The 24,480-nt window shown below is 62.2% G+C and carries 26 protein-coding genes and 2 pseudogenes; 19 read left to right on the forward strand and 9 right to left on the reverse strand.

Features of this window, described 5'->3' with window-relative positions; translation table 11 throughout:
- Nucleotides 1–77 precede the first annotated feature (77 nt).
- Nucleotides 78–3,803, reverse strand: a complete 3,726-nt coding sequence (locus CYG48_RS09940; RefSeq protein WP_118850236.1) for a response regulator — start codon at nt 3,801–3,803, stop codon at nt 78–80.
- 349 nt (nt 3,804–4,152) lie between these two features.
- Between CYG48_RS09940 and CYG48_RS09945 the strand changes: the two genes are divergently transcribed.
- Both CYG48_RS09945 and CYG48_RS09950 read left to right on the forward strand, forming a co-directional pair.
- Nucleotides 4,153–4,491 (forward strand): hypothetical protein, encoded by a 339-nt coding sequence (locus CYG48_RS09945; protein WP_118850237.1) that lies wholly within the window; start codon nt 4,153–4,155, stop codon nt 4,489–4,491.
- 337 nt (nt 4,492–4,828) lie between these two features.
- Nucleotides 4,829–6,578, forward strand: a pseudogene (locus CYG48_RS09950) (DEAD/DEAH box helicase).
- Nucleotides 6,579–6,627: 49 nt separating this feature from the next.
- Here the strand turns inward: CYG48_RS09950 and CYG48_RS09955 are convergent.
- A pseudogene (locus tag CYG48_RS09955) lies at nt 6,628–7,371 on the reverse strand (SDR family oxidoreductase).
- Nucleotides 7,372–7,472: 101 nt separating this feature from the next.
- Nucleotides 7,473–8,363 (reverse strand): DMT family transporter, encoded by an 891-nt coding sequence (locus CYG48_RS09960; protein WP_118850238.1) that lies wholly within the window; start codon nt 8,361–8,363, stop codon nt 7,473–7,475.
- A gap of 101 nt (nt 8,364–8,464) precedes the next feature.
- Between CYG48_RS09960 and CYG48_RS22490 the strand changes: the two genes are divergently transcribed.
- From CYG48_RS22490 to CYG48_RS09980, 5 genes are read left to right on the forward strand one after another with little or no spacing between them, the layout of a single operon-like run.
- Nucleotides 8,465–8,686: a hypothetical protein gene (locus CYG48_RS22490; RefSeq protein WP_199925118.1), complete on the forward strand. Its 222-nt coding sequence runs from the start codon at nt 8,465–8,467 to the stop codon at nt 8,684–8,686.
- Nucleotides 8,680–10,074, forward strand: a complete 1,395-nt coding sequence (locus CYG48_RS09965) for a circularly permuted type 2 ATP-grasp protein (protein WP_199925287.1) — start codon at nt 8,680–8,682, stop codon at nt 10,072–10,074. Before CYG48_RS22490 ends, CYG48_RS09965 begins: the two co-directional genes overlap by 7 nt.
- 15 nt (nt 10,075–10,089) lie before the next feature.
- Nucleotides 10,090–11,031, forward strand: coding sequence for an alpha-E domain-containing protein (locus CYG48_RS09970; RefSeq protein ID WP_118850240.1), 942 nt, complete (start codon nt 10,090–10,092; stop codon nt 11,029–11,031).
- Nucleotides 11,032–11,041: 10 nt separating this feature from the next.
- Entirely contained in the window at nt 11,042–11,884 is an 843-nt protein-coding gene (locus CYG48_RS09975) for a transglutaminase family protein (RefSeq protein ID WP_118851593.1), read from the forward strand.
- 60 nt (nt 11,885–11,944) lie between these two features.
- Nucleotides 11,945–12,409, forward strand: coding sequence for a hypothetical protein (locus tag CYG48_RS09980; RefSeq protein ID WP_118851594.1), 465 nt, complete (start codon nt 11,945–11,947; stop codon nt 12,407–12,409).
- A 1-nt stretch (nt 12,410) separates the two neighbouring features.
- Here CYG48_RS09980 and CYG48_RS09985 read toward each other — a convergent pair whose 3' ends face one another.
- The gene (locus CYG48_RS09985) at nt 12,411–12,623 is read right to left on the reverse strand and encodes a DUF3329 domain-containing protein (protein WP_118851595.1); all 213 of its coding nucleotides are present in this window, start codon (nt 12,621–12,623) and stop codon (nt 12,411–12,413) included.
- A 21-nt stretch (nt 12,624–12,644) separates the two neighbouring features.
- Here CYG48_RS09985 and CYG48_RS22290 point away from each other — a divergent pair, with 21 nt between their 5' ends.
- The 3 genes from CYG48_RS22290 to CYG48_RS09995 all read left to right on the forward strand — a co-directional run bounded on the left by CYG48_RS22290 (nt 12,645) and on the right by CYG48_RS09995 (nt 13,741).
- Nucleotides 12,645–12,857, forward strand: coding sequence for a hypothetical protein (locus CYG48_RS22290; RefSeq protein ID WP_150132712.1), 213 nt, complete (start codon nt 12,645–12,647; stop codon nt 12,855–12,857).
- A 77-nt stretch (nt 12,858–12,934) separates the two neighbouring features.
- Nucleotides 12,935–13,387, forward strand: a complete 453-nt coding sequence (locus tag CYG48_RS09990; protein WP_118850241.1) for a hypothetical protein — start codon at nt 12,935–12,937, stop codon at nt 13,385–13,387.
- A gap of 75 nt (nt 13,388–13,462) precedes the next feature.
- Nucleotides 13,463–13,741, forward strand: coding sequence for a hypothetical protein (locus tag CYG48_RS09995; protein ID WP_118850242.1), 279 nt, complete (start codon nt 13,463–13,465; stop codon nt 13,739–13,741).
- A gap of 58 nt (nt 13,742–13,799) precedes the next feature.
- Here the strand turns inward: CYG48_RS09995 and CYG48_RS10000 are convergent, their stop codons facing one another.
- Nucleotides 13,800–14,012, reverse strand: coding sequence for a helix-hairpin-helix domain-containing protein (locus tag CYG48_RS10000; protein ID WP_118850243.1), 213 nt, complete (start codon nt 14,010–14,012; stop codon nt 13,800–13,802).
- 130 nt (nt 14,013–14,142) lie between these two features.
- Here CYG48_RS10000 and CYG48_RS10005 point away from each other — a divergent pair, with 130 nt between their 5' ends.
- Nucleotides 14,143–15,873 (forward strand): M14 family zinc carboxypeptidase, encoded by a 1,731-nt coding sequence (locus CYG48_RS10005; RefSeq protein ID WP_118850244.1) that lies wholly within the window; start codon nt 14,143–14,145, stop codon nt 15,871–15,873.
- Here CYG48_RS10005 and chrA read toward each other — a convergent pair.
- Entirely contained in the window at nt 15,870–17,099 is a 1,230-nt protein-coding gene (gene chrA, locus CYG48_RS10010) for a chromate efflux transporter (RefSeq protein ID WP_445304301.1), read from the reverse strand. The genes CYG48_RS10005 and chrA overlap by 4 nt on opposite strands.
- Before the next feature lie 178 nt (nt 17,100–17,277).
- On the opposite strand from chrA, the gene CYG48_RS10015 reads away from it, so the two are divergent.
- The 4 genes from CYG48_RS10015 to CYG48_RS10030 all read left to right on the forward strand — a co-directional run bounded on the left by CYG48_RS10015 (nt 17,278) and on the right by CYG48_RS10030 (nt 19,295).
- Nucleotides 17,278–18,171 carry a glycoside hydrolase family 25 protein gene (locus CYG48_RS10015; RefSeq protein WP_118850246.1) on the forward strand — a complete coding sequence of 298 codons (894 nt, stop codon included), beginning with the start codon at nt 17,278–17,280 and terminating at the stop codon, nt 18,169–18,171.
- A 77-nt stretch (nt 18,172–18,248) separates the two neighbouring features.
- Nucleotides 18,249–18,428: a hypothetical protein gene (locus CYG48_RS10020; protein ID WP_118851596.1), complete on the forward strand. Its 180-nt coding sequence runs from the start codon at nt 18,249–18,251 to the stop codon at nt 18,426–18,428.
- 94 nt (nt 18,429–18,522) lie between these two features.
- Nucleotides 18,523–18,912: a group II truncated hemoglobin gene (locus tag CYG48_RS10025; protein WP_118850247.1), complete on the forward strand. Its 390-nt coding sequence runs from the start codon at nt 18,523–18,525 to the stop codon at nt 18,910–18,912.
- Nucleotides 18,913–18,968: 56 nt separating this feature from the next.
- Entirely contained in the window at nt 18,969–19,295 is a 327-nt protein-coding gene (locus CYG48_RS10030; RefSeq protein WP_118851597.1) for a DUF423 domain-containing protein, read from the forward strand.
- Here the strand turns inward: CYG48_RS10030 and CYG48_RS10035 are convergent, their stop codons facing one another.
- Nucleotides 19,296–19,523 carry a hypothetical protein gene (locus tag CYG48_RS10035; RefSeq protein ID WP_210211176.1) on the reverse strand — a complete coding sequence of 76 codons (228 nt, stop codon included), beginning with the start codon at nt 19,521–19,523 and terminating at the stop codon, nt 19,296–19,298.
- Nucleotides 19,504–19,911, reverse strand: a complete 408-nt coding sequence (locus tag CYG48_RS10040) for a DUF2325 domain-containing protein (protein ID WP_118850249.1) — start codon at nt 19,909–19,911, stop codon at nt 19,504–19,506. The genes CYG48_RS10035 and CYG48_RS10040 overlap by 20 nt, the downstream gene beginning before the upstream one ends.
- A gap of 215 nt (nt 19,912–20,126) precedes the next feature.
- Here CYG48_RS10040 and CYG48_RS10045 point away from each other — a divergent pair, with 215 nt between their 5' ends.
- The 4 genes from CYG48_RS10045 (at nt 20,127) to CYG48_RS10060 (ending at nt 23,491) form a co-directional block, all read left to right on the forward strand.
- The gene (locus tag CYG48_RS10045; protein ID WP_118850250.1) at nt 20,127–21,500 is read left to right on the forward strand and encodes an NAD(P)-dependent oxidoreductase; all 1,374 of its coding nucleotides are present in this window, start codon (nt 20,127–20,129) and stop codon (nt 21,498–21,500) included.
- A gap of 11 nt (nt 21,501–21,511) precedes the next feature.
- Nucleotides 21,512–22,825, forward strand: coding sequence for an NAD-dependent dihydropyrimidine dehydrogenase subunit PreA (preA, locus tag CYG48_RS10050; protein WP_118850251.1), 1,314 nt, complete (start codon nt 21,512–21,514; stop codon nt 22,823–22,825).
- Nucleotides 22,826–22,889: 64 nt separating this feature from the next.
- Nucleotides 22,890–23,180, forward strand: coding sequence for a type II toxin-antitoxin system RelE/ParE family toxin (locus CYG48_RS10055; RefSeq protein WP_118850252.1), 291 nt, complete (start codon nt 22,890–22,892; stop codon nt 23,178–23,180).
- Entirely contained in the window at nt 23,180–23,491 is a 312-nt protein-coding gene (locus CYG48_RS10060) for a HigA family addiction module antitoxin (RefSeq protein WP_118850253.1), read from the forward strand. Before CYG48_RS10055 ends, CYG48_RS10060 begins: the two co-directional genes overlap by 1 nt.
- A gap of 10 nt (nt 23,492–23,501) precedes the next feature.
- Here CYG48_RS10060 and CYG48_RS10065 read toward each other — a convergent pair whose 3' ends face one another.
- On the reverse strand, nt 23,502–24,389 hold the full coding sequence (locus tag CYG48_RS10065; protein ID WP_118851598.1) for a LysR substrate-binding domain-containing protein: 888 nt from the start codon (nt 24,387–24,389) through the stop codon (nt 23,502–23,504).
- Nucleotides 24,390–24,480: the final 91 nt, after the last annotated feature.

Here is a 24,480-nt window from a genome sequence, read left to right on the forward strand (position 1 = left end):
AAAACACTAAAACCTCTTCCGCATCCAACGCTTCTAACGTTTTGTTGTTCCAGCAGAAGTTACGAAAAACCGGCAGATCACTGCGCCGAAGACACGACCGCGCCATCGACCCATTCGCGGATCTTGCTTTCAAGCGCCTCGGGGCTGATCGGCTTTGACAGGTAATCATCCATCCCGACCTGCAGGCAAAGCTCGCGATCGCTTTCCAGCGCATGGGCAGTGACGCCGATGATCGGCGTATGTGTGCCGGTCTGGCGCTCGATCTCGCGGATCTTCTGCGTCGCCTGGTGGCCGTTCATCACCGGCATGGACACATCCATAATGATGACCGCCGGATCATGCTTCTGCCACGCCTCGACGGCCTCGGCACCGTTCTGGACGATCTGGAACAGCCAGCCGGTCGTCTGCAGGATCTGCGTGAAGACGATCTGGTTCACCTCGTTGTCTTCTGCAACGAGCACGTCAAGACCGGGGGTTGCCTGCATCGCAGGTGTCGAAGACCGCACCGGCTCGACCGGAGAAGCGGAGGCGACCACCTGCAGGGCAGGCGTTCCGGAAGCAACCGACGCGGGTCCCGGAGCCTGGACGCTTGGTGCAATGCCCCCTGCCCGCTGCAACTGGGTCAAGAGGTTCTGGTTCTCGTTCGCCCTGCGCTTGGTGCGGATCGCGCGCACCACGTCGATGATCGTGCTGCGCAGCAGGTTGGCGCGCGCGGGCTTCATCAGGTGCGCCTGGATGTTCAGCGACGCGAACATGCTGTCATCGCCGGCCATGTCCATGGAGGTGAGGAAGATCACGCCGCAGCCGTCAAAGCGCGGATCGCGCCGAAGGTGGCGGGCGAAATCGAGCCCGTTCATTTCCGGCATGTGGTAGTCGAGCACGATCGCGTCCACCGCGACATCGATGCGGGCGCATTCCTGCATGATGGCGAGGCCTTCCGCACCGCCTTCTGCCGCGACGCAGTCAAAGCCCCACATGGATAGCTGCTCGGTGAGGATGCGGCGGTTGACCGGGTTGTCGTCCACCACAAGGATCCGCGCGCCGCTGGTGTTGATCGGCAACGCCCGCTGGCTGTTGCGTTCGCTGACGATCTGGAACGGCAGATGCACGGTGAAGACGGAGCCACGGCCAAGCTCGCTTTCCACCTCGATGCGGCCGCCGAACAGTTCGGTAAGGCCGGAGGTGATCGCGAGGCCAAGGCCGGTGCCTTCGTGTCGGCGCGTTGACGAGGTATCGACCTGCGAGAACTTCTCGAACACCGCCTTCAGCTTCTCGTCCGGGATGCCAAGGCCGGTATCCTCGATGCGCACCGTCAGCATCATCTCGCCTTCACCGATCGACTTCGACATCAGGTCGATGAAGACATAGCCCTTTTCGGTGAACTTGACGGCATTGCCAACGAGGTTGGTGATGATCTGGCGGAAGCGGCCGGCATCACCCATCACGGTCTCGCGCACCGATGCGTCACCGCGAACGATGAGCTCGATATCCTTTTCCGAGGCGGACGACGACAGGAGCGTCGCCACATCCTCGATCGCCTCAACGGGATCGAACGGCGCCTTGCGCAGCTTCATCTGGCCGGCATCGATCTTGGAGAAGTCGAGGATGTCGTTGATGATGGTGAGCAGCGCGTTGCCAGACTTCACGATGATATCGATGAAGGTCTTCTGGCGGGTATCGAGGTTGGATTTTGCCAGCAGTTCGGCCATGCCCAGCACGCCGTTCATCGGGGTGCGGATCTCGTGGCTCATGTTGGCCAGGAACTCGGACTTGGCGCGATCGGCGGCTTCGGCCCGCTGCAGGAGGCGGGTCAGTTCCTCCTCGCGGTTCTTCATCTCGGTGACGTCGGTGAAGATCGCCAGCCAATGGTCGCTGCCGGTGATGTTCGCCTCGACCTGGATCCACTTGTCGGTGCCGATCCGGAAGGAAGCATGCACCGGCTTGCCGCCCAGGACGCTTTCTTCCCAGGTCCTAAGGGTGGCGACCGCTTCCTCCGGCGTGCCGAAGTCGCCGCGCTTGGCGGAAAAACGGAAGATGTCGCGCCACTGCGCGCCGATCGTCACCATCTCCTGCGGGATTTCCAGCATGCCCGCGAGCGCGTCGTTGGAGAAGATGATCTCGCCATCGTGCAGGATGAGCAGGCCCTGCGACATCGCGCTCGTCGCGTCGCGCATCAGCGCGCCATGCTGCTCGAGCGCCACCCGCGCCTCATGGACCTGTTGTTCACCGCGCCGTAGCGCCGTGACATCCATGTAGCTCAGCAGGATCTTTCCGCCGGAGAGCTTGGTGCCGGAGATCAGGATATTGCGGCCGTTGCGGCTCTTGACCTCGATCGGCTCGTGGGCGTTGTCATCGGTGAGCGCGGCGATGCGCCGGTTGTAGATCTCGTCGAAGCTCTGCTCCGTGTCCGAATAGATCCCGTGGTCGAAGTTGACCTTCAGGAAGTCGCGGTAGGCACGTCCGGGCAGGTCGAACTGCTCGCCCGCATCCCAGAAACCGTAGAAGGACGGATTGGCGTATTCGAAGTTGAAGTCGGCATCGAGGATGGCCGTGCCGACCGGCAGCGCATGCAGGATCGTCTGCAGGTCCTGGCTGATCTTCTCCGCCTTGTTCTGGGCCTCCTTGATGAGCGAGACGTCCATGCGCGAGCCAACCATGTGGTGGCTGCCGTCATTAACGGTGACGCGGCGCAGACGCGAGATGACCGGCACGACGGTGCCGTCCGGGAAGGTGATGTCCTCCGACTTGTCGATCGCCTCACCCTGGAAAACGCGGTCGTTTTCAGCGCGGTAGCGCTCGGCCGCATCCGGGAACATTTCCGTCTCGGTCTTGCCGAGGAACTGATTGCGCGGGCTACCGAGCATCGCTTCATAAGCGGCGTTGGCGTAGGTCAGCCGATGCTCGCTGTCGCGCACGAAGACCGGCACCGGCAGGTCCTCCAGCACGGCGCGGTAGAGGTTGGTTTCATCGATCTGCGTGCGGAGATGGATCTCCTGCTCCTTGAAATCCGTCACGTCGTGGCGGATCGCGATCAGCAGGCCGTTTTCAAGACGTTTGTTGAGGCTGCGCATCCAGCGCCCGTCTGCCACCTGGTTGACGCTTTCCGAATATGGAACGCGGAAAGGCCTCATCCGCTCTTCGAGCCAGACGTCCTTTGGCGGCAGGTCGACATCCGGTCGTTCGCGCTTGCGGCGGTCATAGGCATGTCCGAGGAGCTCCGGCAGTGTCGCGCCCGGCGCGATGTCCACCGAGATCGCATTGAAATAGTCTATAAGCTGCGAGTTGGAGTAGATCAGCGTGTCGTTCTTGTCATAGATGCCGATGCCCATCTCGAGCATGTCCAGCGCATCATCAAGAAGAACCTTCTGCACCTGCGAGGTGACCGACATCGCAGGTCCGGACTGCGGCTCGACATCTTCGAGCGAAGGGAGGATCTCCCCGCCACTGAAGCCGGTCGATGGCGCGCAGAAGCCGAACAGATAGGTATGGTCGTCTTCCGTCAGGAAGCGTTCGATCCGGATTTCCTGGGCGATGGCGCCGGAGCGATCAAAACAGCAGGCGGTCTCCTCACCGCCGAAGACGATCGCGCGACACTCCTTCTCCTTGCGGTCCGCATCCTCTGACGAACCGTAGAGACCGCGGCTGACCTTGCCGATGAGTTCGGAAGGCTCAACACCGAAGAGACGTGCATAGGCGTCGTTGACGGCGACATAGGAGAGCGCGCTGTCCTTGATGAAGGCCGGCTCGTCCAGGTCGCTGATGCGCGCGCACGCTTTCCTCAACAGTTCGCTATCGGTCTCCACGTGCCCGCTCCCTCATACGGCCATCGCGCTTCAGCACGACAAGCGATAAAAACACCAGTAAGGTTAACAAGGCGTTGCGCGCATGGCCTGAATACTTGCAATCCCGGCCTTGCCTGGGTCAAAAAGAGACACTTGGTCGCCTTCGACACCCGCCGCAAAGTTGCCAGCCGCCTGCTACATTTCAGCCATAATGTGGAACAGCGCGGGGGGATGGACGCGGATACTGCGATTTCGCGCTCAATTAGCTGAACAGCTGTTCAGACTACTCCTGTTTTTCTTCCATGAAACTGCCGCGTTTCAAGAGCGTTATTCCGGTTACCCTTTGAACGTCAGGGGAAAGGAAAAGATCATGTCCCGCTTCAAGAAGACGATAACGTCCGGTCTGGTAGCTCTGTCCGTTGCGGGCGCCCTTGCCGCAACCGCCCCGGCTGCCCAGGCTCGCGACCGCCACCACCATCACAACAATATCCTGCCCGGCGTTGCCGCGGGGCTCGCCGGTGGCCTAATCGGCGGCGCCATCATCGCCGGATCGCAGCGGCCGGTCTATGTCGAGCCGGAATATGAATACGCGCCGCCACCGCCGCCGCGCGTCTATTACCGCGCCGAATATGCGCCGCGCTGCCACTACGAGTGGGTGGAGAACGAGTGGGGTGAAGCCTACCGCGCCCGCGTTTGCGCCCGATACTGAGCAGACGACCAACAGCATCTGGAGAGCCCGCAGCGCGACCGCCCTGCGGGCTCTTTTGCGTCCAAAACAGGGGCGACCGGCCGCCCGCCGCACCGGCTGCGACAAAACAATCGCTTGACATTTGCCCGCATTGACACCAAATGCCGATCAGCTTTCACCTTCCGGCCGCCGCGTGAGCTGCCCCGCGTCCAGAGTATTATCGCGAAGAAGGAACAAGGCGCACAGATAGATCGCCCTCAACGCGAGGGTTTACGCGCTGGAAAGTTTTTCCAACTTGCAAGTTCCCATTTCACGCGGGGTTCTTGACGCCAGAGACGTCCAAGACGCTGGGACAAGCATGTCCGGCGTGTCGTCTCATGGCGCCCCGAAAGGTATTTGACTTGACGAATTTCGAATCGCTTGGCGTTTCCAAGCAGATTGTCGCCACGCTGACCGCGCTTGGCATCGAAACACCGACCCCTATCCAGGCACAGGCCATTCCGCTGCTGCTCGAAGGCCGCGACCTGATCGGCCTCGCCCAGACCGGCACCGGCAAGACCGCCGCATTCGGCCTGCCTCTGGTTGAGCGCCTGCTCGCCGACAACATCCGCCCCGACAACCGCACGACCCGCTCGCTGATCCTGGCGCCGACGCGCGAACTGGTGAACCAGATCGCTGCGAACCTCAAGAACTACATCAAGGGCCGCCCGCTGAAGGTGAACCTCGTTGTCGGCGGCGTATCGATCAACAAGCAGCAGCTGCAGCTGGAAAAGGGTACCGACATCCTGGTTGCCACGCCCGGCCGCCTGCTTGACCTGATCAGCCGCCGCGCCATCGGCCTCACGACCGTGCGTTACCTCGTGCTCGACGAAGCCGACCAGATGCTCGACCTCGGGTTCGTGCATGACCTGCGCAAGATCGCCAAGATCGTGCCGAAGCGCCGCCAGACCATGCTGTTTTCGGCCACCATGCCGAAGGCGATTGCCGATCTGGCCTCTGAATTCCTCACCGATCCGGTGAAGATCGAAGTGACGCCTCCGGGCAAGGCTGCCGACAAGATCGAGCAGTATGTCCACTTCGTTGCCGGCAAGAACGACAAGACGCAACTGCTCAAGGATACGCTTAAGGCCAATCCGGATGGCCGCGCCATCGTCTTCCTGCGCACCAAGCACACCGCCGAAAAGCTTTACAAGCATCTCGAGCAGGTCGAGTTCAAGGTTGCCTCCATCCACGGCAACAAGAGCCAGGGCCAGCGCGAACGCGCCCTCAAGGCCTTCCGTGATGGCGACATCCGCGTTCTCGTGGCAACCGACGTTGCCGCCCGCGGCATCGACATTCCCGGCGTGACGCATGTCTTCAACTACGACCTGCCGGAAGTGCCGGACGCCTACGTCCACCGGATCGGGCGCACCGCGCGTGCGGGTCGTGAAGGTGTTGCGATCGCCTTCTGCGCACCGGATGAAACGCTGCTGCTGCGCGACATCGAAAAGCTGATGGGCATCGAAGTGACGACCGCCTCTGGCGAGCGTCCGGAAGCCCTGAGCCGTCCGGTTCGCGGCAACAACAATCGCGGTGGCAACAAGGCTCGCGGCGGAAACCGTGGCGGCGGAAACGCGCGCCAGGGTGCCGGCCGTGGTGAAGGCGAGGGCCGTCCGCAGCGTCGCGAACGTCCGGCCCGCAAGCCGTTCTTTGCGGCAGAGGGCGCGGAAGGTGCATCGGCAGAAGCCGGTGCCCGCCCGCAGCGCCAGGAAAACCGCAATGGCGGTCGTCCGCAAGGTGATCGTCCGCAGCGCGACCAGCGCCGCAACGAGGATTTCCGCGGCCAGCGCCGTGGCGAAGATGCACCACGTGCCGAAGCAGATAGCGATCTCGCCAGCACCTCGGACTTCCGTGGCGGCAAGAAGCAGTTCGGTCCGCGCGACGGTGCACCGAATGGCGAAGGCCGTCCGGCCCGTAGCGAACACCGCAAGCCGGCCGGCCAGGCTCGTACTGCTGCGAAGCAAGGCGAGAACCGCGGCCCGGTCCGTTTTGGCAACGACAACCGCGCCGAAAATCGCACCGACAACCGGGGTGGCGGCTACCAGGGTCGCAAGCGCAGCCGCGCATAACCTCTTCTGAAAAAAAGGCCGCTTCCGAGCGGCCTTTTTTGTTGCCACGTTATTTCACGGCGGCATTGCCGCCATCGGCATAAAGCGCCGAGCCGGCGACGAAACTTGCCATGGGGCTCGCGAGAAACAGCGCCGCGGCAGCGATCTCCTCGGGCTTGGCGATACGCTTCATCGCATGCAGGCCTGCCGCCCACTCCTTCTGCGCCGCATCCCCTGCGGCCGGTGTGTCCGTGCCGCCGGGCAGCAGCGCATTGGCCCGGATACCTTGCGCGCCATAATCCGCCGTGATGGCTTTCACCAAACCCATCAGCCCCGCCTTAGCCGCCGCGTAGGCGCCCATTCCGGGAATACCGACACTCGTTCCAACGAAGGTCGAGGTGAAGATCAAGGATCCGGAGCCGCGTTGCAACATGGCAGGTATCTGCACTGCGGCGCCGAGAAAGGCACCGGTCAGGTTTGTGGTGATGGTCTGTTGCCATTCGGGAAGCGTCACTTCCGCCAGCGGCTTCTAGGGTCCGACGGCACCCGCATTGTTGAAGGCGAGGTCGAGGCCGCCGAATTGGTTGATCGCCGCATCGACCATGCGCTTGTGAGTGTCTTCATTCCCGACATCGCCGGCGACCGCGACGACCTTGCCACGATTGGCCTCGATCTCTGCGGCAAGCGAATTTAGCGCTTCTTCACCGCGCGCATTGACCACGACGGCAGCACCTTCACGCGCGAACAACAAGGCCGTAGCGCGGCCAATCCCGCTCGAGGCGCCGGTGACGATTGCGACTTTTCCTTCCAACATGGGGGATCTCCTCCAAGAGTTGCCCGTGCTGGTTAAGTCCTCACCTCTCGTGCCGACACCCGTTTCGTGACCCGAAACTTGCCGGCCGCCCGGGCCCCGCCTCAGCCGACCGTCTCGGCTCTCGCCTTGCGGTTGACCATGTAGACACCCGTCACCACGATCACCGTGCCGATGATCATCGGCCAGGTCAGTGGCTCGCCGAAGAGGATGACGGCCTCGATCGCCACGACGGGCGGCATGAGGTAGATGAGCGAGGCTGCGCGCGACACCTGTCCGCGACGGATGAGCCGCAAGAGGAGTGCCACCGCCCCCATCGACAACCCGAACACCGACCAGGCCATGGCGAGGACCGCTTCCTGCGTCCAGTCGAAGCGCAGGTCTTCAAGCAGCAGAGCCAGCGGGATGGTGACGATGAGCGCGCCCACGAATTGCAGCGACGCGATCGACAGGAGGTCGCCCTCCTGCAGATAACGCTTCTGGTAGAGCGTGCCGTAGGTGACTGACCCCATCGAGATCAGGTTGATGATGACGGGAAAGCCGAGGCCGCTCAGGCCGACGTCGAAGAGATCGAGGATCTGCGGCGAAATGGCGATGAGGATGCCGGCAAAGCCGAGCGCAAGCCCGGCTTTCTGCAGCAGCGTCAACCGCTCGGTGATGAAGAAAGGCGCGACCATGGCGGTGAGCAGTGGCTGCATTCCGGCGATGATGCCGGAAAGACCGGCGGGCACCCCCTGCCCGATCGCATACCATACGCCGGCGAGGTAAAGCCCGTGCAGGAAGACGCCGGAGATCAGGGCATGCGCATATTGGCCGATGCTTTTCGGCCACTTCGCCCGGGCGACGACTGCGACGGCAAAAAAGGCAATGGCAGCCAGCCCATGTCGGCCCGCGAGGAATGTCAGCGGATCGGCATGTTGCGCGGCGAACTTTGCGACAATCCAGCCGGTCGACCAGAGAAGAACGAAAACGGCCGGAGCCAGACGGTCAAGCATTACGGTCTTTCGGCACCTGCCAAATTCGCACGAAGCCGCTTCCTATTCCTCGATGCCTTCATGGTCAAAACAGAAAAACTGATGGTTGCGGTGAATTTCGCTTGAACAGCAACTGGCGCGCGTTTGTGCAGTTGATGCTTTCGAAAGCAGAAGGAAGGTTTGATGGCAGCACCGCCAATATCTGCACAGCGGAAGATCCTGATTTTTGCCGCCGCGTGAAAACCTCGCGGCCAACTGTGCATGCTTCTTGCATTAAAAAGGGTGTTGTACTCAAATGGCAGAAAAACGAGGGAACCCGCCATTGGCATTCGATGAAATGTTAACTCCGGAAGGTCTTCCGAGAGATCCCTACAAGCAATACCACCAGTGGTATAGCAGCCAGGATGCCGCCCACCTCATTCGCAAGACCCAGGACGCCGAAAACATCTTCCGCAAGACCGGCATTACCTTTGCGGTCTATGGGCATGCGGACAGTTCCGAAAAGCTGATCCCCTTCGACATCATCCCGCGCATCATCTCCGGTCGCGAATGGCGCAAGCTGGCGCAGGGCATCGAGCAGCGGGTTCTGGCGCTCAACGCCTTCCTCGACGACATTTACCACAAGCAGGAAATCATCAAGGCGGGACGTATTCCCCGCGAGCTGATCGAGAAGAACACAGCGTTCCTTCCGGAGATGATCGGCTTCAAACCGCCCGGCGGCGTCTACACCCATATTGTCGGCACCGATATCGTGCGCACCGGTGAAGACCAGTTCTTCGTGCTGGAAGACAATGCCCGCACGCCATCCGGCGTCTCCTACATGCTGGAGAACCGGGAAACCATGATGCAGATGTTCCCGGAGCTCTTCACGCTGAACAAGGTCCAGCGCGTCGAAGACTACCCGCGCCTGCTGCGCCAGTCGCTCGCGTCTTTGGCGCCGCCCGGCTGCAGGGGCCGCCCTCGTGTGGCGGTACTCACGCCCGGCATCTACAATTCCGCCTATTACGAGCATTCCTTCCTGGCCGACCAGATGGGCGTCGAACTGGTGGAAGGCTCGGATCTGCGCGTCATCGACGGGCGCGTGAAGATGCGCACCACGCAGGGCTATGAGGCGATCGACGTGCTCTACCGCCGCGTCGATGACGACTTCCTCGACCCCCTCACCTTCCGGCCGGATTCCGCGCTTGGAATCCCTGGCATCATGGATGTCTACCGCGCCGGCAACATCACCATCGCCAATGCACCGGGCACGGGTATCTCCGACGACAAGGCGATCTATTCCTACATGCCGGAGATCGTCGAGTTCTACACTGGCCGCAAGCCTCTGCTGGAAAACGTGCCGACCTGGCGCTGCTCGGAGCCGGACAGCCTCAGATATGTGCTCGATCATATCGGGGAACTGGTCATCAAGGAGGTGCACGGCTCGGGCGGCTACGGCATGCTGGTTGGCCCGACGGCGAGCAAGAAGGAGCGAACCGAGTTCGCCGAGAAGCTTGCCGCCAAGCCCGCCAACTACATTGCCCAGCCGACGCTGGCACTCTCCACCGTGCCGATCTTCGTCAACAAGGGGATCGCGCCGCGCCACGTCGACCTGCGGCCTTATGTGCTTGTTTCCGACAAGGTGAAGATCATCCCCGGCGGCTTGACCCGGGTGGCGCTGAAGGAAGGCTCGCTGGTGGTCAATTCCAGCCAGGGCGGCGGCACCAAGGACACCTGGGTTCTGGAAGATTGAGGCTGGGGACGTAGAATGCTCGGAAGAACTGCAAACGGCCTCTACTGGATGTTCCGCTATATCGAGCGGGCCGAAAATATCGCCCGCCTGGTGGACGCGGGCCTGCGGGTTTCGCTGACGCGCGCCGGCTCCTCCGACGAGGACTGGCATGGCGTGCTCGAAAGTGCCGGCGTGCGCGAGGCCTATGCCACGGTGCATCCGCAACTGACGGCGGCAGACGCGATCGACTACCTGCTGCGCGACACCACCAATCCGTCGAGCGTGATGTCCTGCATCGAATGGGGCCGCAACAATGCCCGCATGGTGCGCACGGCACTCACCCGCGAAACCTGGGAAGCCACCAACGAAGCCTGGATCGACCTCAAGGCACGGCTGGCGAACCGCCTGAAGGCGGCCGACCTGCCGGAATTGATCGACGTCATCAAGCATCGCTGTGGACTGATCCGTGGCGCCTTCCACGGCTCCATGCTGCGCAACGACCTCTACAACTTCTCGCGGATCGGCACCTTCATCGAGCGTGCCGACAACACCAGCCGCATCCTGGACGTCAAGTATTATGTGCTGCTGCCATCGGTGAGCCAGGTCGGCTCGGCACTCGACAACATGCAGTGGGAACAGATCCTGCGCTCTGTTTCGGCGCACCGCTCCTATGGCTGGGTTTATGACGGCGACCTGCAATCGGCCAATATCGCCGACTTCCTGATCCTGAAGATCCAGATGCCGCGTTCGCTTGCCTACTGTTACGAGAAGATCGTCAGCAATCTCGACTACCTGGCCGACACCTATGGCGAACGGTTGAAGGCGCATGAGACAGCGGCGGCGATCCGCTCCTCACTGAAGCGCGGCTCGATTGCCGAGATCATGGACATCGGCCTCCACGAATTCCTCGAAGACTTCGTGACGCGCAATAACCAGCTCAGCGCCGAGATCACAACCGGCTACCGCTTCTACGAGTAGGATGATGCCGATGCGGCTGAAGATTTCCCATACGACCGAATATCTATATGACGCGCCGGTGCCTTATTCCCTGCAGCGGCTGCGACTGACACCCTTGAGCGGCCCGACGCAGAAGGTGCTGAACTGGGCGGTTTCCGTGGATGGCGCCAAGGTGGAAGCAGGTTACGCCGACCAGTACGGCAACCGTGTCGAACTTGTTTCGATCGAAGGCACCGAACATACGATCCGGATCACCGCTTTCGGCGAGATCGAGACGGAAGATCGCGCCGGCGTTTTCGGACCGCACCAGGGTTTCTGCCCGCTCTGGCTTTTCCTGCGCGAAACGCCGCTCACTACGCCCGGACCGCTGGTCGAGGCATTGGCGAAGAGCGTCCACGGCGACAGCGAACTTGCCCAGATGCATGCGCTGATGGAGGCGATCCACGACGGCGTCGCCTACACCCCCGGCACGACCACGACCGAAACGACCGCGGAAGAGGCACTGGCGACAAAATCCGGCGTCTGCCAGGACCATGCGCACATCTTCATCGCGGCAGCCAGGGTGCTGGGCATCTCGGCACGCTATATTTCCGGTTACCTGATGATGGAGGACCGGGAGGACCAGGTCGCCACACATGCCTGGGCGGAAGTGCATCTGCCGGGCCTGGGCTGGGTGGGTTTTGATGCGGCCAACAAGATCTGCCCGGACGACCGTTACGTGCGGATCGCGTCGGGCCTCTGCTACCGCGATTGCGCACCGGTTTCCGGATTGCGGATTGGCCGAGCGGAGGAAGGCTTGAAGGTGTCGCTGACGGTGGCCGCGACACAGACGCAATCGCAGAGCCAGAACGGGCAAAGCCAGAGCCAGGGGTAACTCAGGCAAGCTCGGCGCCACCTCGGCATGGTTATGTGTTACCATGTGAGCGAGGTGACCATGCTGTTGGGCCAATCGATCTTTCAGTCCGTGTTGACGCGGCTGGACCAGGAAAATCCTGGGGATGAGGCGGAAGACACCGGCGTCGAGTTCCGGATCAGGAGCCTCGGCATGGGCTTTGTCGCGGCAACGGTCGAGACCGATGTAGAGCCGGCCAGCAGAACGGACGCCTACCTCGCCTTCGAGCCAGACCCGGAGATGGCGGAACTTGAAGTGGAGCCGGAACCTGAAGCGCCGGCGCCTGTCCCTGCGCATCTCCTGCGCTTGAGCGAAAGGGAAATCGCCGAGGATCTGGGATTGAGCGATGCGGACACGGAAACAAGTCTGGGCGAAAAGCGCCGACAGTTCGCCAAGGCAAACCATCCTGATCGCGTGGCCCCGGAATATCGCGAGATGGCGACGGTCCGCATGACGACCGCGAACCTGCTGATCGACCGGGCGATCAAGAACAGCTTCTGGCGCTAGACTAGTCTTCCTGCGTGTCGAGCGGACGCTGCTGCGGTGGATCCCGTTTTTCGATGAAGAGCTTGTAGGTCGCATAGGCGCCGATGGCGCCGACGATGACGGCCCAGAATGCCTCGCCTGCCACCAGTTCGAAGATCACCCAGACAAGGCATACCGCCGGAATGAGCACGCGGCGCCACAGCGGTCGATAAAACGGGTGGTCTGGATCGATCATCGGCTCTTGTCCTGCGGTTTCATGCGGCGTGCCAAGCAGCATATCCCCATCCACCGGCAAAATAGCAAGAGGCGGCAAACGCGCCGGTTAATCTCGGGCGGCGTTGGAACAATCGCGGCGGCTGCGGCTTTGCCCCCGGAAACGGAGGAAACGATGTCCAGCGAATGGCCAATGTTCATCATGCAGGCGGCAGTTCTTTTTCTGATGGCAGGCTGCCTGTTCATCAAGGCCTGATGCGACGCCCTAGCGGGTGAGCGGAACGCAATGGCCGTCAGGTCGTTGGTTAGGCAGCCAGCTTGATGAGGTTTTTCATGTCGAACGCTACCCAGGACAACAGCCGTAACGCCGCCAACAATGGTGTGAGCCAGAACCGCTTCGGCGCCTCGCTGGAAAGCAAGGCGCAGATCGAGGATGCCGCCATCCTTGCCTCTGGCAGTGAGGAAGGCGAGTTGCTGAACGTCTACCGGCTCGTGCCGGTGGCGCCGCCGAATGATGCGCGCTGGGAAAAGGCGCCGTCGATGGGCGAAGTTGTGGTAGCCGCACGCACGGCGGGCGACGCGCGCATTGTCGCCGCAGGCCGTGAACTCGACTTCCTCGATATCGACGCACTGCCCGGCGAGGACATGACGACGGCCCATGCCAGCGCATTCCGCGACGAGAAGGCCTACACCGTGATCGAGATCGAGCACGGCCGGTCGGGACTGCAGCGCGGCGTTCTCGAAGGCATGGTGCGGGTCGATACAATCAAGCCCAGCCAGCTCTGACCCACAAGTCGTCACAGACGGATGAAGCGGAACCTTGCCCCATGCGCAGGGTTCGGCCACCAAAGGAGTTTCAATATGAATCACAAGATTTCCGCCGCCTTGCTTCTCGGCCTCGTGTTTGCGTCACCAAGCGTCGCCCAGCAGGGCGGGACTTTCACGCCTGACACGACCACCTCGCAGGGTACCAACTCCGGCGGCCCGGTGGGGAGCCAGGCGGTGGATCGCCCAAAGACGGCAACCCCGAACGATGTCGGCAAGCGCGGCAATGATTGCGAGCAGATGTCCGGCACTGTTTCGGCGCAGCGTCCGGCCACTGCCGGCCAGCAGACACCACAGCCACAAGCCAAGTGCTGACACACAGGGGGCGGCACCTGGATGGCGCCGCCCTCGTCTTTTATCTCGACGTTCGCCTCTAATGCATCTGCTGGTCGGGCGCCAAAGCCGTTCGAATGATTTGTAGCGAGCGCGTGCCCACCCCCGGCAGGTCCAGCACTTCCTTGTCGCTCATCTGCTGCAGGCGGCTCAGCCGCTTGACGCCACTCTCGCGTAGCGCCTTGATCAACCAACCGGGAAGATTGCTCCGGATCACAAGATCGCTGCGCTTGGTGGGCTGTCGGCTGTGCATATCGGCTCCCGCATCTCTCTGGATGGGCCGAACTAGGTTTTGTGCCGCCGGTTCCTCGAAAAAATGAAAGCTTTTCGCGGCCGGCCGCCTATAGTCACCGGGATACCCTCAGCCTGGGCAGACGTATTTCATGACGATCCTTTTTCAACGTGAGCTCGAGCGCACCCTGGACGCGCTTGTTTCCCGGTTTTCCTCCAGCAACTCGAAGCGGATTGAAGCCTGGACCTTCGACGACGAGCCGAGCCGCCGGCGGGCGGAAGCGCGTTTGCGTGATCTCGGCGTGAACGCCAGAATCCGCAGTGCCTATAAGCCGCTGCTGCACTTCTTCCTGGAAGAGGTCGACTGGACCGCGCTTGAGGCCGCGCATGTGATCTACCCCGTTCACTCGGCGGCACCCGCAAATCGTTTCCTGCTCGAGGCATACCCGCTTTCAGCACTGGCGAAGGACCTCGCAGTAACCTTCGAGGCAAGTACAGGAGACGCGCTGTCCTACGAGGTGAACTTGACCTTCAAGGATGGTGGGACGGCGATTCACAAGGTCTTCGCACCCAACCACCTCCATCAGGACATGATCGGCGAGACATCGCTGTCCCCCACCGGTTGGGTCGCAGTCGACGGGGATGCCGGGTCGCGGGTGGAGACGGACTACGAGATCCTGTTCCATCCGGCGATGAAGGCGATCGCGGCGCATGACTGGGGAGTGGTCGAGCCGTATTTCGAGGAGTTGTCCATCGCGGTCACGCTGCCGATCGAAGATCGTGCGCTGCCTTATGGCGACGAAGTGATCAGCCTGCGCGAGGGCCTGCACGAAGACTTCTATTTCTCGCTGCTGGAGTTCTTCCAGAAACATTCCGGCAAGCCCGTCGGCGACCGGACCTTGAGGCCCGGCCAGATCGTGCCGGACATCCGCTACGGCGAGAGGCCAAGCGTGCGTGTCGAACTGCGGCCGCTTTCGAGCCGTGAACGTGAAGATCAGCACCAGCCGCTGGACACCGCGGTCGCGCCGCTGCCGACGAGCCAGATCAAGGCCGAACTTCAAGAGATCGGCGGCCATGCCTTCACCGCCGCGACGCGGGCCGGCCGCAGCGTCAACGCGCGCTACCGCAGGGGCACGGATCGGCCGGTCATCATCAGCGGCGGCCAGCATGCCAATGAAACGACGGGCGTGGTTGGCGCCTTGCGTGCCGCCCGGCAACTGGCGGCGATGCCCGACGCGCATTTCGTCATCTCGCCGCTCGAGAACCCGGACGGCTACCAGATCCACTGGAGGCTGCGCGAAAACAATCCGCGCCACATGCACCATGCGGCACGCTACACGGCCCACGGTGATGACCTCGAATATCGCTCGGCAGGAGACCCCGGTGAAAAGGCCATCCGCCACGAGGCCGAGCGGCTGACTGGCGCCCGGCTGCACGTCAACCTGCATGGTTATCCGTCACACGAGTGGACGCGGCCGCTTTCCGGCTACATCCCGCGTGGCTTTGCGATGTGGACGATCCCGCGGGGGTTCTTCCTGATCATGCGCCACCATGCAGCCTGGGCAAAACAGGCCGAGCAGGTGCTGGACCATGTGACGCGCCGCCTGATGCAGAACACGGCTGTGGTGGAGATGAACCGCCGGCAGAAGGAACTGTTCGAACTCTACGCCGGCGATCCCGGCTTCCGGATGATCAACGGTTTCCCCTGCCTCGTCTCGGTGGTCGAGCACCAGACCGTGCCGCTGACGATGATAACCGAATATCCGGACGAGACCATTTACGGCGAGGCCTTCATCGCCGGGCATACGGCGCAGATGCAGACCGTGCTGGCGGCTTATGACGCGGCGCAGGTGATCACGGAGCCCGAAATACTCGTCGCCTAGAGCAGGCTCATGATGGTGCCGGCGATGGCGGTGAGCAAAACGACGCTCCATGGCGGCGCCTTCCAGACCGTGAACAGCACGAAGCCGGTGGCGGCGATGGCAAAATCGTAGGCATTGAGGACGGCGCCGGTCCAGACCGGGCTGTAAAGCGCAGCCGCCAGGATGCCGACCACGGCGGCATTGGCGCCGCGCATAGCCGCTTGCGCCAGCGGCCGGCGCCGCAACGCATTCCAGAAAGGCAGCGCGCCGGCCAGGAGCAGGAAGCCGGGCAGGAAAATCGCAACGAGCGCGATGGCAGCGCCCAGGAAACCATTGGGCTCCGGCTCCATCACCGTTCCCAGATAAGCGGCAAAGGTGAAGAGAGGCCCGGGGATCGCCTGCGCCGCACCGTAACCGGCGAGAAACGCGCCTTCGCTCACCCAGCCCGGCGCCACCGTTTCCGCCTGCAGCAGAGGCAGGACGACATGCCCGCCACCGAACACCAGCGAGCCGGATCGGTAGAAGGCATCGATCAGCAGGAGCGCCTGCCACCCGGTGACAGCCGACACGATCGGCAGGAGCACGAGCAGCCCGAAAAACAAGACGAGGCAGAGAGCGCCGGTCCTGCGGCTGACCTGGAAGGCAAGGTGTCCGGTCGCAATGGATGCTCCGTCGCGGCACAGGAGGAGTCCGGCAAGGCAACCCATGGCAATCGCTGCGATCTGGCCAAAAGCCCCGCCGAGAAACACGACCACGAGAATGGCCGCAACCGCGATGCTCGCTCTTGGCCTATCGGGCGCCAGGCTGCGTGCCATGCCCCAGACGGCTTGCGCGACAACGGCCGCGGCAACCAGTTTCAGGCCATGCAGGAGGCCGGCACCTGCCGGACCATCAAAGGCTGCGGCAGCACTGGCGAAGGCAACGAGGAGGAAAGCCGAAGGCAGCGTGAAAGCCGCCCAGGCCGCGAGGGCACCGAGCGGGCCTGCGCGCAGCAGGCCAAGCGCAAAGCCGACCTTGCTGGAGGCCGGTCCCGGCAGGAACTGGCAGAGCGCCACGAGATCGGCATAACCCGCCTCGTCCACCCACTTTCGACGCACCACGAGTTCGTTGCGGAAATATCCGAGATGGGCGATCGGCCCGCCAAACGAGGTGAGACCAAGCTTGAGGAACGCTCCCAATACCTCGCGGGCCGTGCCGGCCGGACGATGTGCGGCCTTCTCGGGCACTGACGTTTTCGATGCAGTCAAGGGTACCCCTCGTGTCTGGCGGTGACGAACAACCCGGCAGCTATCACCTGCCCTCATGACATCTACATGAAAGACTTGTCGCTTCCACACGAGAAGTTGACGAATGCAAACGTCCATCGGTGGATATCCACCTGGCGGAGTTAACCACCGGTTAACCATCGCGCTTCACCATTCGCTAATGGACAGGGCAAAGCTTCAGAAACTGGGGATGATCGCCGCGCTTGTCGCCAGCCTCATCGGTTCGGGTGACGCGGAAGCGGGCAAGCGCAAGCCCTGGAAGGACCCCGGCAAGCCGCTCGTCATCGACGCCTACGAACTCAACATCATCGACTGGCAGAAGCTACTTACCGACAAGCGCATCGCCGGTTTCATCCACAAAGCGTCCGATGGGCTGCCGGAAAGCTTTAGCTGCACCGGTGACCACGGCGGCGACACCGTGGCGCACTGCAAGACCATGTGGCGCAAATATGCGGTCAGCAAGGAGCTCTACCAGACACGCCGGCTCGTTGCCCGCGCGGCCGGCCTGCTCTGGGGCGCCTACCACCTGGCGCGGCCGGGCAACCCGATCGACCAGGCGAACCATTTTCTCGATTATGCCGAACCCGATGACAAAGAGCTGATGGTGCTCGATCTCGAGGATCTCAGCGACAAGTTCATGTCTCTGGAGGATGCGGAGATCTTCGTGCGCCATATCAAGACGCGGACGGGCCGTTACCCGATCCTCTACACCAACCACAATGTTTCCCGCTATATCGCCGCGCGGCGCAAGGACTACCGGCTGCTGTCGCGCCTGCCGATCTGGTACGCACGATACAAACCCGAGATTTCCACCGCCTTCCCGGCCGGCAACTGGTCGAACTACTTCCTCTGGCAGTTTTCTTCCGCCAGCAACTGCTCCAAGCGGCACTGCCCTTATCGGGTGCCCGGCACGCTGACCGACATCGACGTCAATGTCGCATCCGTCGATCTGGAGGAGTTGAAACGGATATGGGCCAAAGGCGAACTCCTGCCGTCCGTCGATCCGGAACCGTCACTGGTAGCCGAGGCCTTCCTGCCCTACGAACCGTTCTGAGGCCCTCGCCCGGCGTGGAACCCGTCCATCAGGCGAAGCGTTGCACCAGCAAGAAACGAAAGATGCTGGAGGCAAGGATGTCTGAAGACAAGCGGGCGCAGGATGCGGTGGAAAACGTGGAGAAGCCGGCCAAGGAAGGAAACTACCCAAAGGCTGGCCCGCACGCGAAGCCAGAGCTGACGGATAACGAAAAGACCCCCGGCACCGGCGCGCTGCCGAACAGCACCGATACCGAAGCGGATGCCGGGTCGGAGTGACGCTGCACCCTACCCTGCCTGATGCGACGCCGTGACGCTTGTTCTCGAAGCGCTGGCGTCTTAACTAGCCCGCCAAGAGATCCGGAGATCCTCCATGGCGGGCGAAACCATCACACTATACGAAGCGATCGGCGGCGACGCGACGATCCGCGCCCTCGTGAAGCGCTTCTACCATCTGATGGACACGCTGCCGGAAGCAGCGCGCTGCCGCGCCATTCATCCTGCAAGCCTCGAAGGCAGCGAGGCCAAGCTCTACGACTACCTCACCGGTTATCTTGGTGGACCGCCGGTTTATGTCGAGAAGTACGGCCACCCGCGCCTGCGCTCGCGTCACTTCGGTGCCGAGATCGGCCCGCTGGAGCGGGACGAATGGATCCTGTGTTTCCGTCGCGCCATGGAAGAGACCATCGAGAACCCGAAGCTGCGCGAAATCATCTGGCCGCCGATCGAGCGGCTGGCATTCCACATGCAGAACAAGGAATAGACGCGGTGGAACGACTGGATCGCCTGCGCCCCCTGATCCTTTTCGTCAGCGGCCTGATGGGCGCCTGCGGCGTCGCACTCGCTGCCGCGGCAAGCCATGGCGGCGATACGTTGTTTCTCGGCTCGGCCTCCACGATGTGCCTGGCGCATGCGCCGGTGCTGCTGGCGCTTTTCCTCGGCTACCGGCAGTTTCGCACGGCAACGCTTGCGGGATTGGTCCTGGGTCTCGGCACCGTTCTGTTTGCCGGTGACCTCGTCTCACGCCACTATCTCGGCAGCCGCCTGTTTCCCATGGCGGCGCCGGCCGGTGGCACATTGATGATGCTGGGTTGGCTGCTGGTGGCGCTCGGCGCCTTCTTCAGGCGTGCCGATCTTCCGAAGTAATCAGCGACGGCGAAACGCCAGCACGCGCCCTGGTTCATCCTGGGATACTGCAGCTTCCGCAGCAAGCTGCGGCCGTACTGGCATCGCAACCACATTCGTCATGTCAGCCGGCGCATCCCGCTGGCCCGCCAGCAGCGCATGAAGCTCCGGCACCAGGCCATCGCCCTTGTGGTGGGCAAGCGCGTGCAGGCCGAGCAACAGGCTGGCATCACGACGTTCTTCGTTCATCATTCCGTTCCTTGATCGTCTGGAGTGCACGCTCCAGGCTGGACTTCGAGCCATTGCGCAGCGGCACGAAGGCGACCCCGAACTTCTTGCAGCCGGTCTTCACCCGCAGGCACGCATCGTGGCTGATACAGTCGATGGGGCAGAACACGCAGTCGACGGATGGAAGCACCGTATCGATGCGCGACACCGCTTCCCGCAAACCGCCATCATGATGGATGAGTTCCGCGCCGTGCTTGCTGGCGATCTCGCGCAGATGCGCTACCTGGCAGTCGCGACCGCCAACGTAAAGGAAGCTGCGCAGGTCGATCGCGCCTGCATCCTTGCGGGCATTGGCCTTGGCTGCATCCTCATTGGCGTTGGCGTTCTTCCGCTTCTGTTTCTTCGCCATGGCGCTCCCCGTCTGGCAGAATCTCCTCGGGGCGGACCCCTTCGACGGCGGCACCATATTTAACCTGATTATCTCAGTAAAGATTAAAGTTGATGCGCGCGCTCATGTTTGTTTGAGGCCTCTGGCAGTCAAAATTTTACCGTTTGATAAATTTTTGGCCTGTGGTAGCCTTTCCCCAATAGTTGTCCATGAATCCATAAAAGAGGGAACATAAGATGGAACGACTGGGAAGCGGCCATCTGGCCGGGATTGCTGCTGGGCGTCTTCCGGATGCGCAGTACGAGGTAAACTTCGCGGACCTTCACCCGCGCCTCGACAAGCACGAGGCGCTTGTTGCCGCCGACCGCTGTTATTTCTGTTATGACGCGCCGTGCATGACGGCCTGTCCCACCGCCATCGATATCCCGCTGTTCATCCGGCAGATATCGACAGGCAACCCGCTCGGCTCCGCCAAGACCATCTTCGACCAGAACATTCTTGGCGGCATGTGCGCCCGGGTCTGTCCCACCGAAACGCTGTGCGAGCAGGCCTGTGTGCGCAACACGGCTGAAGACCGGCCGGTCGAGATCGGCAAGCTGCAGCGCTATGCAACCGACATTGCCATGGAAGCAGACCGGCAGTTCTATTCACGGGCCAACCCGACCGGCAAGACGGTTGCTGTGGTGGGCGCAGGTCCGGCAGGGCTCGCCGCCGCGCACCGCCTTGCCATGCATGGCCACGAAGTAACGATCCTCGAGGCGCGGGAGAAATCTGGCGGCCTCAATGAATATGGCATCGCCACCTATAAGGCCGTCGATGACTTTGCCCAGCGCGAGGTGGATTACGTCACCGCGATCGGTGGCATCACCATCCAGCACGGCCAGGCCCTCGGCCGCGAGCTTACACTGGCGGATCTCACAGCGCGCTTCGACGCCGTTTTCCTCGGCATGGGCCTGCAGGGTGTCAACGCTCTCGGCATCGAGGGCGAAGACCTGACGGGCGTTGAGGATGCGGTTGATTTCATCGCATCCCTTCGCCAGGCCAAGGACAAGAGCGTGCTGCCGATCGGCCGGCGCGTGGTCGTTCTCGGCGGCGGCATGACGGCGATCGACGCCGCGATCCAGGCAAAGCTCCTTGGTGCGGAGGAAGTGACGATCTGCTACCGCCGCGGCAAGGAAAATATGAACGCGTCCGGTTACGAGCAGGATCTGGCGGCCGCCAATGGCGTCATCATCCGCCACTGGCTTGCGCCGAAAAGGATCATCGGCAAGGACGGAGCGGTCGCGGGTATCGAGGTCGAATATACCGCAATGACCGACGGCAGGCTCGCCGGCACCGGCGAGACCGGCATCCTCGCCGCCGACCAGATCTTCAAGGCGATCGGCCAGAGTTTCTCGGCGTCGGGCCTTGGCGCCCTGCATTTCGAAAAGGGCAAGATCGTCGTGGATGGCGAGGGCCGCACCTCGATGAATGGTGTCTGGGCTGGTGGCGACTGCGTCTGCGTTGGCGAAGATCTCACCGTCTCTGCCGTGGCGCAGGGACGTGATGCCGCCGAATCCATCAACCGTGTTCTGGCCGCTCAAACGCAGCCAGCTTTTGCTGTCGCCTGAGGACCTCGATCATGGCTGATATTCGCAACAACTTCATCGGCATCAAGTCTCCGAACCCGTTCTGGCTCGCTTCAGCGCCGCCAACCGACAAGGCCTATAACGTCGAGCGTGCCTTCAAGGCGGGCTGGGGTGGCGTGGTCTGGAAAACGCTTGGCGAGGAAGGCCCGCCGGTCGTCAACGTCAATGGCCCGCGCTATGGCGCAATCTGGGGCGCCGACCGCCGGCTGCTCGGCCTCAACAATATCGAGCTGATCACCGACCGTGACCTCTACACCAACCTCACCGAAATGAAGCAGGTGAAGAAGAACTGGCCGGATCGCGCCGTGATTGCCTCCATCATGGTGCCCTGCGAGGAGAACGCCTGGAAATCAATCCTGCCGCTGGTGGAAGCGACCGAAGTCGACGGCATCGAACTGAACTTCGGTTGTCCGCACGGCATGTCGGAACGCGGCATGGGCGCCGCCGTCGGCCAGGTGCCGGAATATATCGAGATGGTGGTGCGCTGGTGCAAGCAGTACTCCCGCATGCCGGTGATCACCAAGCTCACCCCCAACATCACCGATATCCGCTATCCGGCACGCGCCGCAAAACGCGGCGGCACGGATGCGGTGTCGCTGATCAACACCATCTCCTCGATCGTCTCGGTCGACCTCGACAATTTCGCCCCGATGCCGACGGTGGGCGGCAAGGGTTCGCATGGGGGGTATTGCGGCCCGGCCGTGAAGCCGATCGCGCTCAACATGGTGGCCGAGATCGCCCGTGACGCGGAAACCCATGGGCTGCCGATCTCCGGCATCGGCGGCGTCACCACCTGGCGGGATGCGGCCGAATTCCTAGCGCTCGGCGCCGGAAACGTGCAGGTCTGTACCGCGGCCATGACCTATGGCTTCAAGATCGTGCAGGAGATGATCACCGGCCTGAGCGACTGGATGGACGCCAAGGGCCACCGGACGCTCGATGACATCATCTCGCGCGCGGTGCCGAACGTCACCGACTGGCAGTATCTCAACCTCAACTATGTCGCCAAGGCGCATATCGACCAGGATCTCTGTATCAAGTGTGGGCGCTGCCACATCGCCTGCGAGGACACCTCCCACCAAGCGATCACCAACTTTGTCGATGGCGTGCGTCATTTCGAGGTGATGGAAGAGGAATGCGTCGGCTGCAATCTCTGCGTCAACGTCTGTCCGGTCGAGAACTGCATCACGATGGAGCCGCTCGCTGCCGGCAGCCTCGACAAGCGCACCGGCCGGATCGTTGACCCGACCTATGCCAACTGGACGACGCACCCGAACAACCCGATGGCCCGCCAGGCCGCGGAGTAGAGCTGGAATCAACAGGTGTAAAGGATGACTTTACACCTGTTGCCGCGCATTCTACATTCTCTCCATGAGGATCAGGAATGTCCTGCACAAGGGACTTCGCCGCTTCATTCTGGATGATGACCCATCCGGCTTGCAGCCGGCAGTGGTCCCGAAGCTGCGCCGGATGATCTCCTTCCTGCAGGACATGCAAAAAGAAGAGGAGTTGCGGCATGTGCCGAGTTGGAAAGCACATAGGCTAACCGGCGACAGGAAGGACACCTGGAGCCTGTTCGTGACGAAGAACTGGCGGCTGACCTTCCGTATTGATGCGAACGAAATCGAGATCCTCGATCTGGACTATGCGGATTATCACTGATGACCGAGGCCAACGGTATCCGATTTAAGCGTCCCGCGCATCCGGGAGATTTTTTGAAGCACGAGGTGCTCGAGGATCTCGAATTGTCCGTTACTGAAGCGGCGCGCGTGCTCGGCGTCACCCGCCCTGCCCTCTCCGCGCTACTCAACGCACGCTCATCGCTATCTCCTCAAATGGCATTGAGGTTCGAAAAAGCCTTCGGCCTTTCGATGGAGACGTTGATGCGCATGCAAAACAGCTACGACATTGCCGAAGCACGAAGACACGAAGACGCGATCGACGTGAAGCCCTACCGGGTCCGCACCGCTTAGAGCGTTCCGCTCACCCTGCCTTGCCGGTAAGAAGATCCAGCATCGCGCGGAGGGCACGGGTTACATGCCGTTCTGCATGGTGAAGGACCCAGAACTGCCGCGCCGGCATCGGGAAATCGGCGATGTGCAGGTTGCCCGCGTGTGAGTGCGACGCGGCGGCGCGGCTCGACAAGACTGTTGCTGCTGTCCCGGCCTCGACGGCGGCAATCGCCGCTTCGTTCGACGGAAGTTCGAGCACGACCGACAGCGACTCCGGTTCGAGCCCCAACCTCGTCAGATGCGCCTCGAAGGCTGAGCGCGTCCCCGAACCCTCCTCGCGCATGATCCAGTTGGTCTCCAGAAGCTCGTTCGGCGTCAGCCTTCGCCCGTCCGCCCAGGCGTGACGCTTGCCCACCACGAGGACGAGGTGATCCTCAGCAACCCGGATGCGCTGAAGACCCGCCAGGGCCACCGTACCCTCCACCACCGCGAGTTCGGCGGCACCGGAAAGCACCGCCTGCGCAGCGCTCTGCGTATTTCCGACCGTCAGGCGCAGGTCCACCCGTGGATAAAGCTCGTGGTAGCTGACCAGCCGCGACGGGAGCCAATAGCTTGCAACCGTTTGGCTGGCATGAACCCGCAAGACGCCAGATGCGGCACCGGCAAGATCGGCGAGCAGATGTTCGGCTGAACGTGCCCTCTCAAGCACCGCGCGCGCCTCCGGGACAAACAGCCGCCCCGCCTCCGTCAGCTCGATGCGACGGCCCACCCGGTTGAACAGGATCACCGCGTGCCGCGCCTCCAGCGCCGAGATAGCGCCACTTACCGCAGACTGCGTCAGGTGCAGTGCTTCTGCGGCCCGCGTGACGTGTTCGCGCTCCGCGACTTCAAGAAAAATCCGCAGTTGATCGAGTGTCATCGGCGATCGTTCGGCTCCATCGATTGGAATGACAACATCAATCAATTGGAACTGTCATTCAAGAGAAAGGAGAATGGTGTTCGACAAATGA

Source organism: Neorhizobium sp. SOG26, from assembly GCF_003491345.1.
Taxonomy (GTDB): Bacteria; Pseudomonadota; Alphaproteobacteria; order Rhizobiales; family Rhizobiaceae; genus Neorhizobium; species Neorhizobium turbinariae.

Excerpts from the sequence above, each read along its gene's own strand:
- CYG48_RS09945 (WP_118850237.1), top strand. The coding sequence starts at position 4,153 with ATGTCCCGCTTCAAGAAGACGATAACGTCCGGTCTGGTAGCTCTGTCC.
- CYG48_RS09960 (WP_118850238.1), bottom strand. The coding sequence starts at position 8,363 with ATGCTTGACCGTCTGGCTCCGGCCGTTTTCGTTCTTCTCTGGTCGACC.
- CYG48_RS09970 (WP_118850240.1), top strand. The coding sequence starts at position 10,090 with ATGCTCGGAAGAACTGCAAACGGCCTCTACTGGATGTTCCGCTATATC.
- CYG48_RS10045 (WP_118850250.1), top strand. The coding sequence starts at position 20,127 with ATGGAACGACTGGGAAGCGGCCATCTGGCCGGGATTGCTGCTGGGCGT.
- CYG48_RS09975 (WP_118851593.1), top strand. The coding sequence starts at position 11,042 with ATGCGGCTGAAGATTTCCCATACGACCGAATATCTATATGACGCGCCG.
- CYG48_RS10020 (WP_118851596.1), top strand. The coding sequence starts at position 18,249 with ATGTCTGAAGACAAGCGGGCGCAGGATGCGGTGGAAAACGTGGAGAAG.
- CYG48_RS10055 (WP_118850252.1), top strand. The coding sequence starts at position 22,890 with ATGAGGATCAGGAATGTCCTGCACAAGGGACTTCGCCGCTTCATTCTG.
- CYG48_RS22290 (WP_150132712.1), top strand. The coding sequence starts at position 12,645 with ATGCGGCGTGCCAAGCAGCATATCCCCATCCACCGGCAAAATAGCAAG.
- preA (WP_118850251.1), top strand. The coding sequence starts at position 21,512 with ATGGCTGATATTCGCAACAACTTCATCGGCATCAAGTCTCCGAACCCG.
- CYG48_RS09990 (WP_118850241.1), top strand. The coding sequence starts at position 12,935 with ATGTCGAACGCTACCCAGGACAACAGCCGTAACGCCGCCAACAATGGT.
- CYG48_RS09980 (WP_118851594.1), top strand. The coding sequence starts at position 11,945 with ATGCTGTTGGGCCAATCGATCTTTCAGTCCGTGTTGACGCGGCTGGAC.
- CYG48_RS10005 (WP_118850244.1), top strand. The coding sequence starts at position 14,143 with ATGACGATCCTTTTTCAACGTGAGCTCGAGCGCACCCTGGACGCGCTT.
- CYG48_RS09985 (WP_118851595.1), bottom strand. The coding sequence starts at position 12,623 with ATGATCGATCCAGACCACCCGTTTTATCGACCGCTGTGGCGCCGCGTG.
- CYG48_RS10030 (WP_118851597.1), top strand. The coding sequence starts at position 18,969 with ATGGGCGCCTGCGGCGTCGCACTCGCTGCCGCGGCAAGCCATGGCGGC.
- CYG48_RS10065 (WP_118851598.1), bottom strand. The coding sequence starts at position 24,389 with ATGACACTCGATCAACTGCGGATTTTTCTTGAAGTCGCGGAGCGCGAA.
- CYG48_RS09995 (WP_118850242.1), top strand. The coding sequence starts at position 13,463 with ATGAATCACAAGATTTCCGCCGCCTTGCTTCTCGGCCTCGTGTTTGCG.
- CYG48_RS10060 (WP_118850253.1), top strand. The coding sequence starts at position 23,180 with ATGACCGAGGCCAACGGTATCCGATTTAAGCGTCCCGCGCATCCGGGA.
- CYG48_RS09965 (WP_199925287.1), top strand. The coding sequence starts at position 8,680 with ATGTTAACTCCGGAAGGTCTTCCGAGAGATCCCTACAAGCAATACCAC.
- CYG48_RS10000 (WP_118850243.1), bottom strand. The coding sequence starts at position 14,012 with ATGCACAGCCGACAGCCCACCAAGCGCAGCGATCTTGTGATCCGGAGC.
- CYG48_RS10040 (WP_118850249.1), bottom strand. The coding sequence starts at position 19,911 with ATGGCGAAGAAACAGAAGCGGAAGAACGCCAACGCCAATGAGGATGCA.
- CYG48_RS10015 (WP_118850246.1), top strand. The coding sequence starts at position 17,278 with ATGGACAGGGCAAAGCTTCAGAAACTGGGGATGATCGCCGCGCTTGTC.
- CYG48_RS10025 (WP_118850247.1), top strand. The coding sequence starts at position 18,523 with ATGGCGGGCGAAACCATCACACTATACGAAGCGATCGGCGGCGACGCG.
- CYG48_RS10035 (WP_210211176.1), bottom strand. The coding sequence starts at position 19,523 with ATGAACGAAGAACGTCGTGATGCCAGCCTGTTGCTCGGCCTGCACGCG.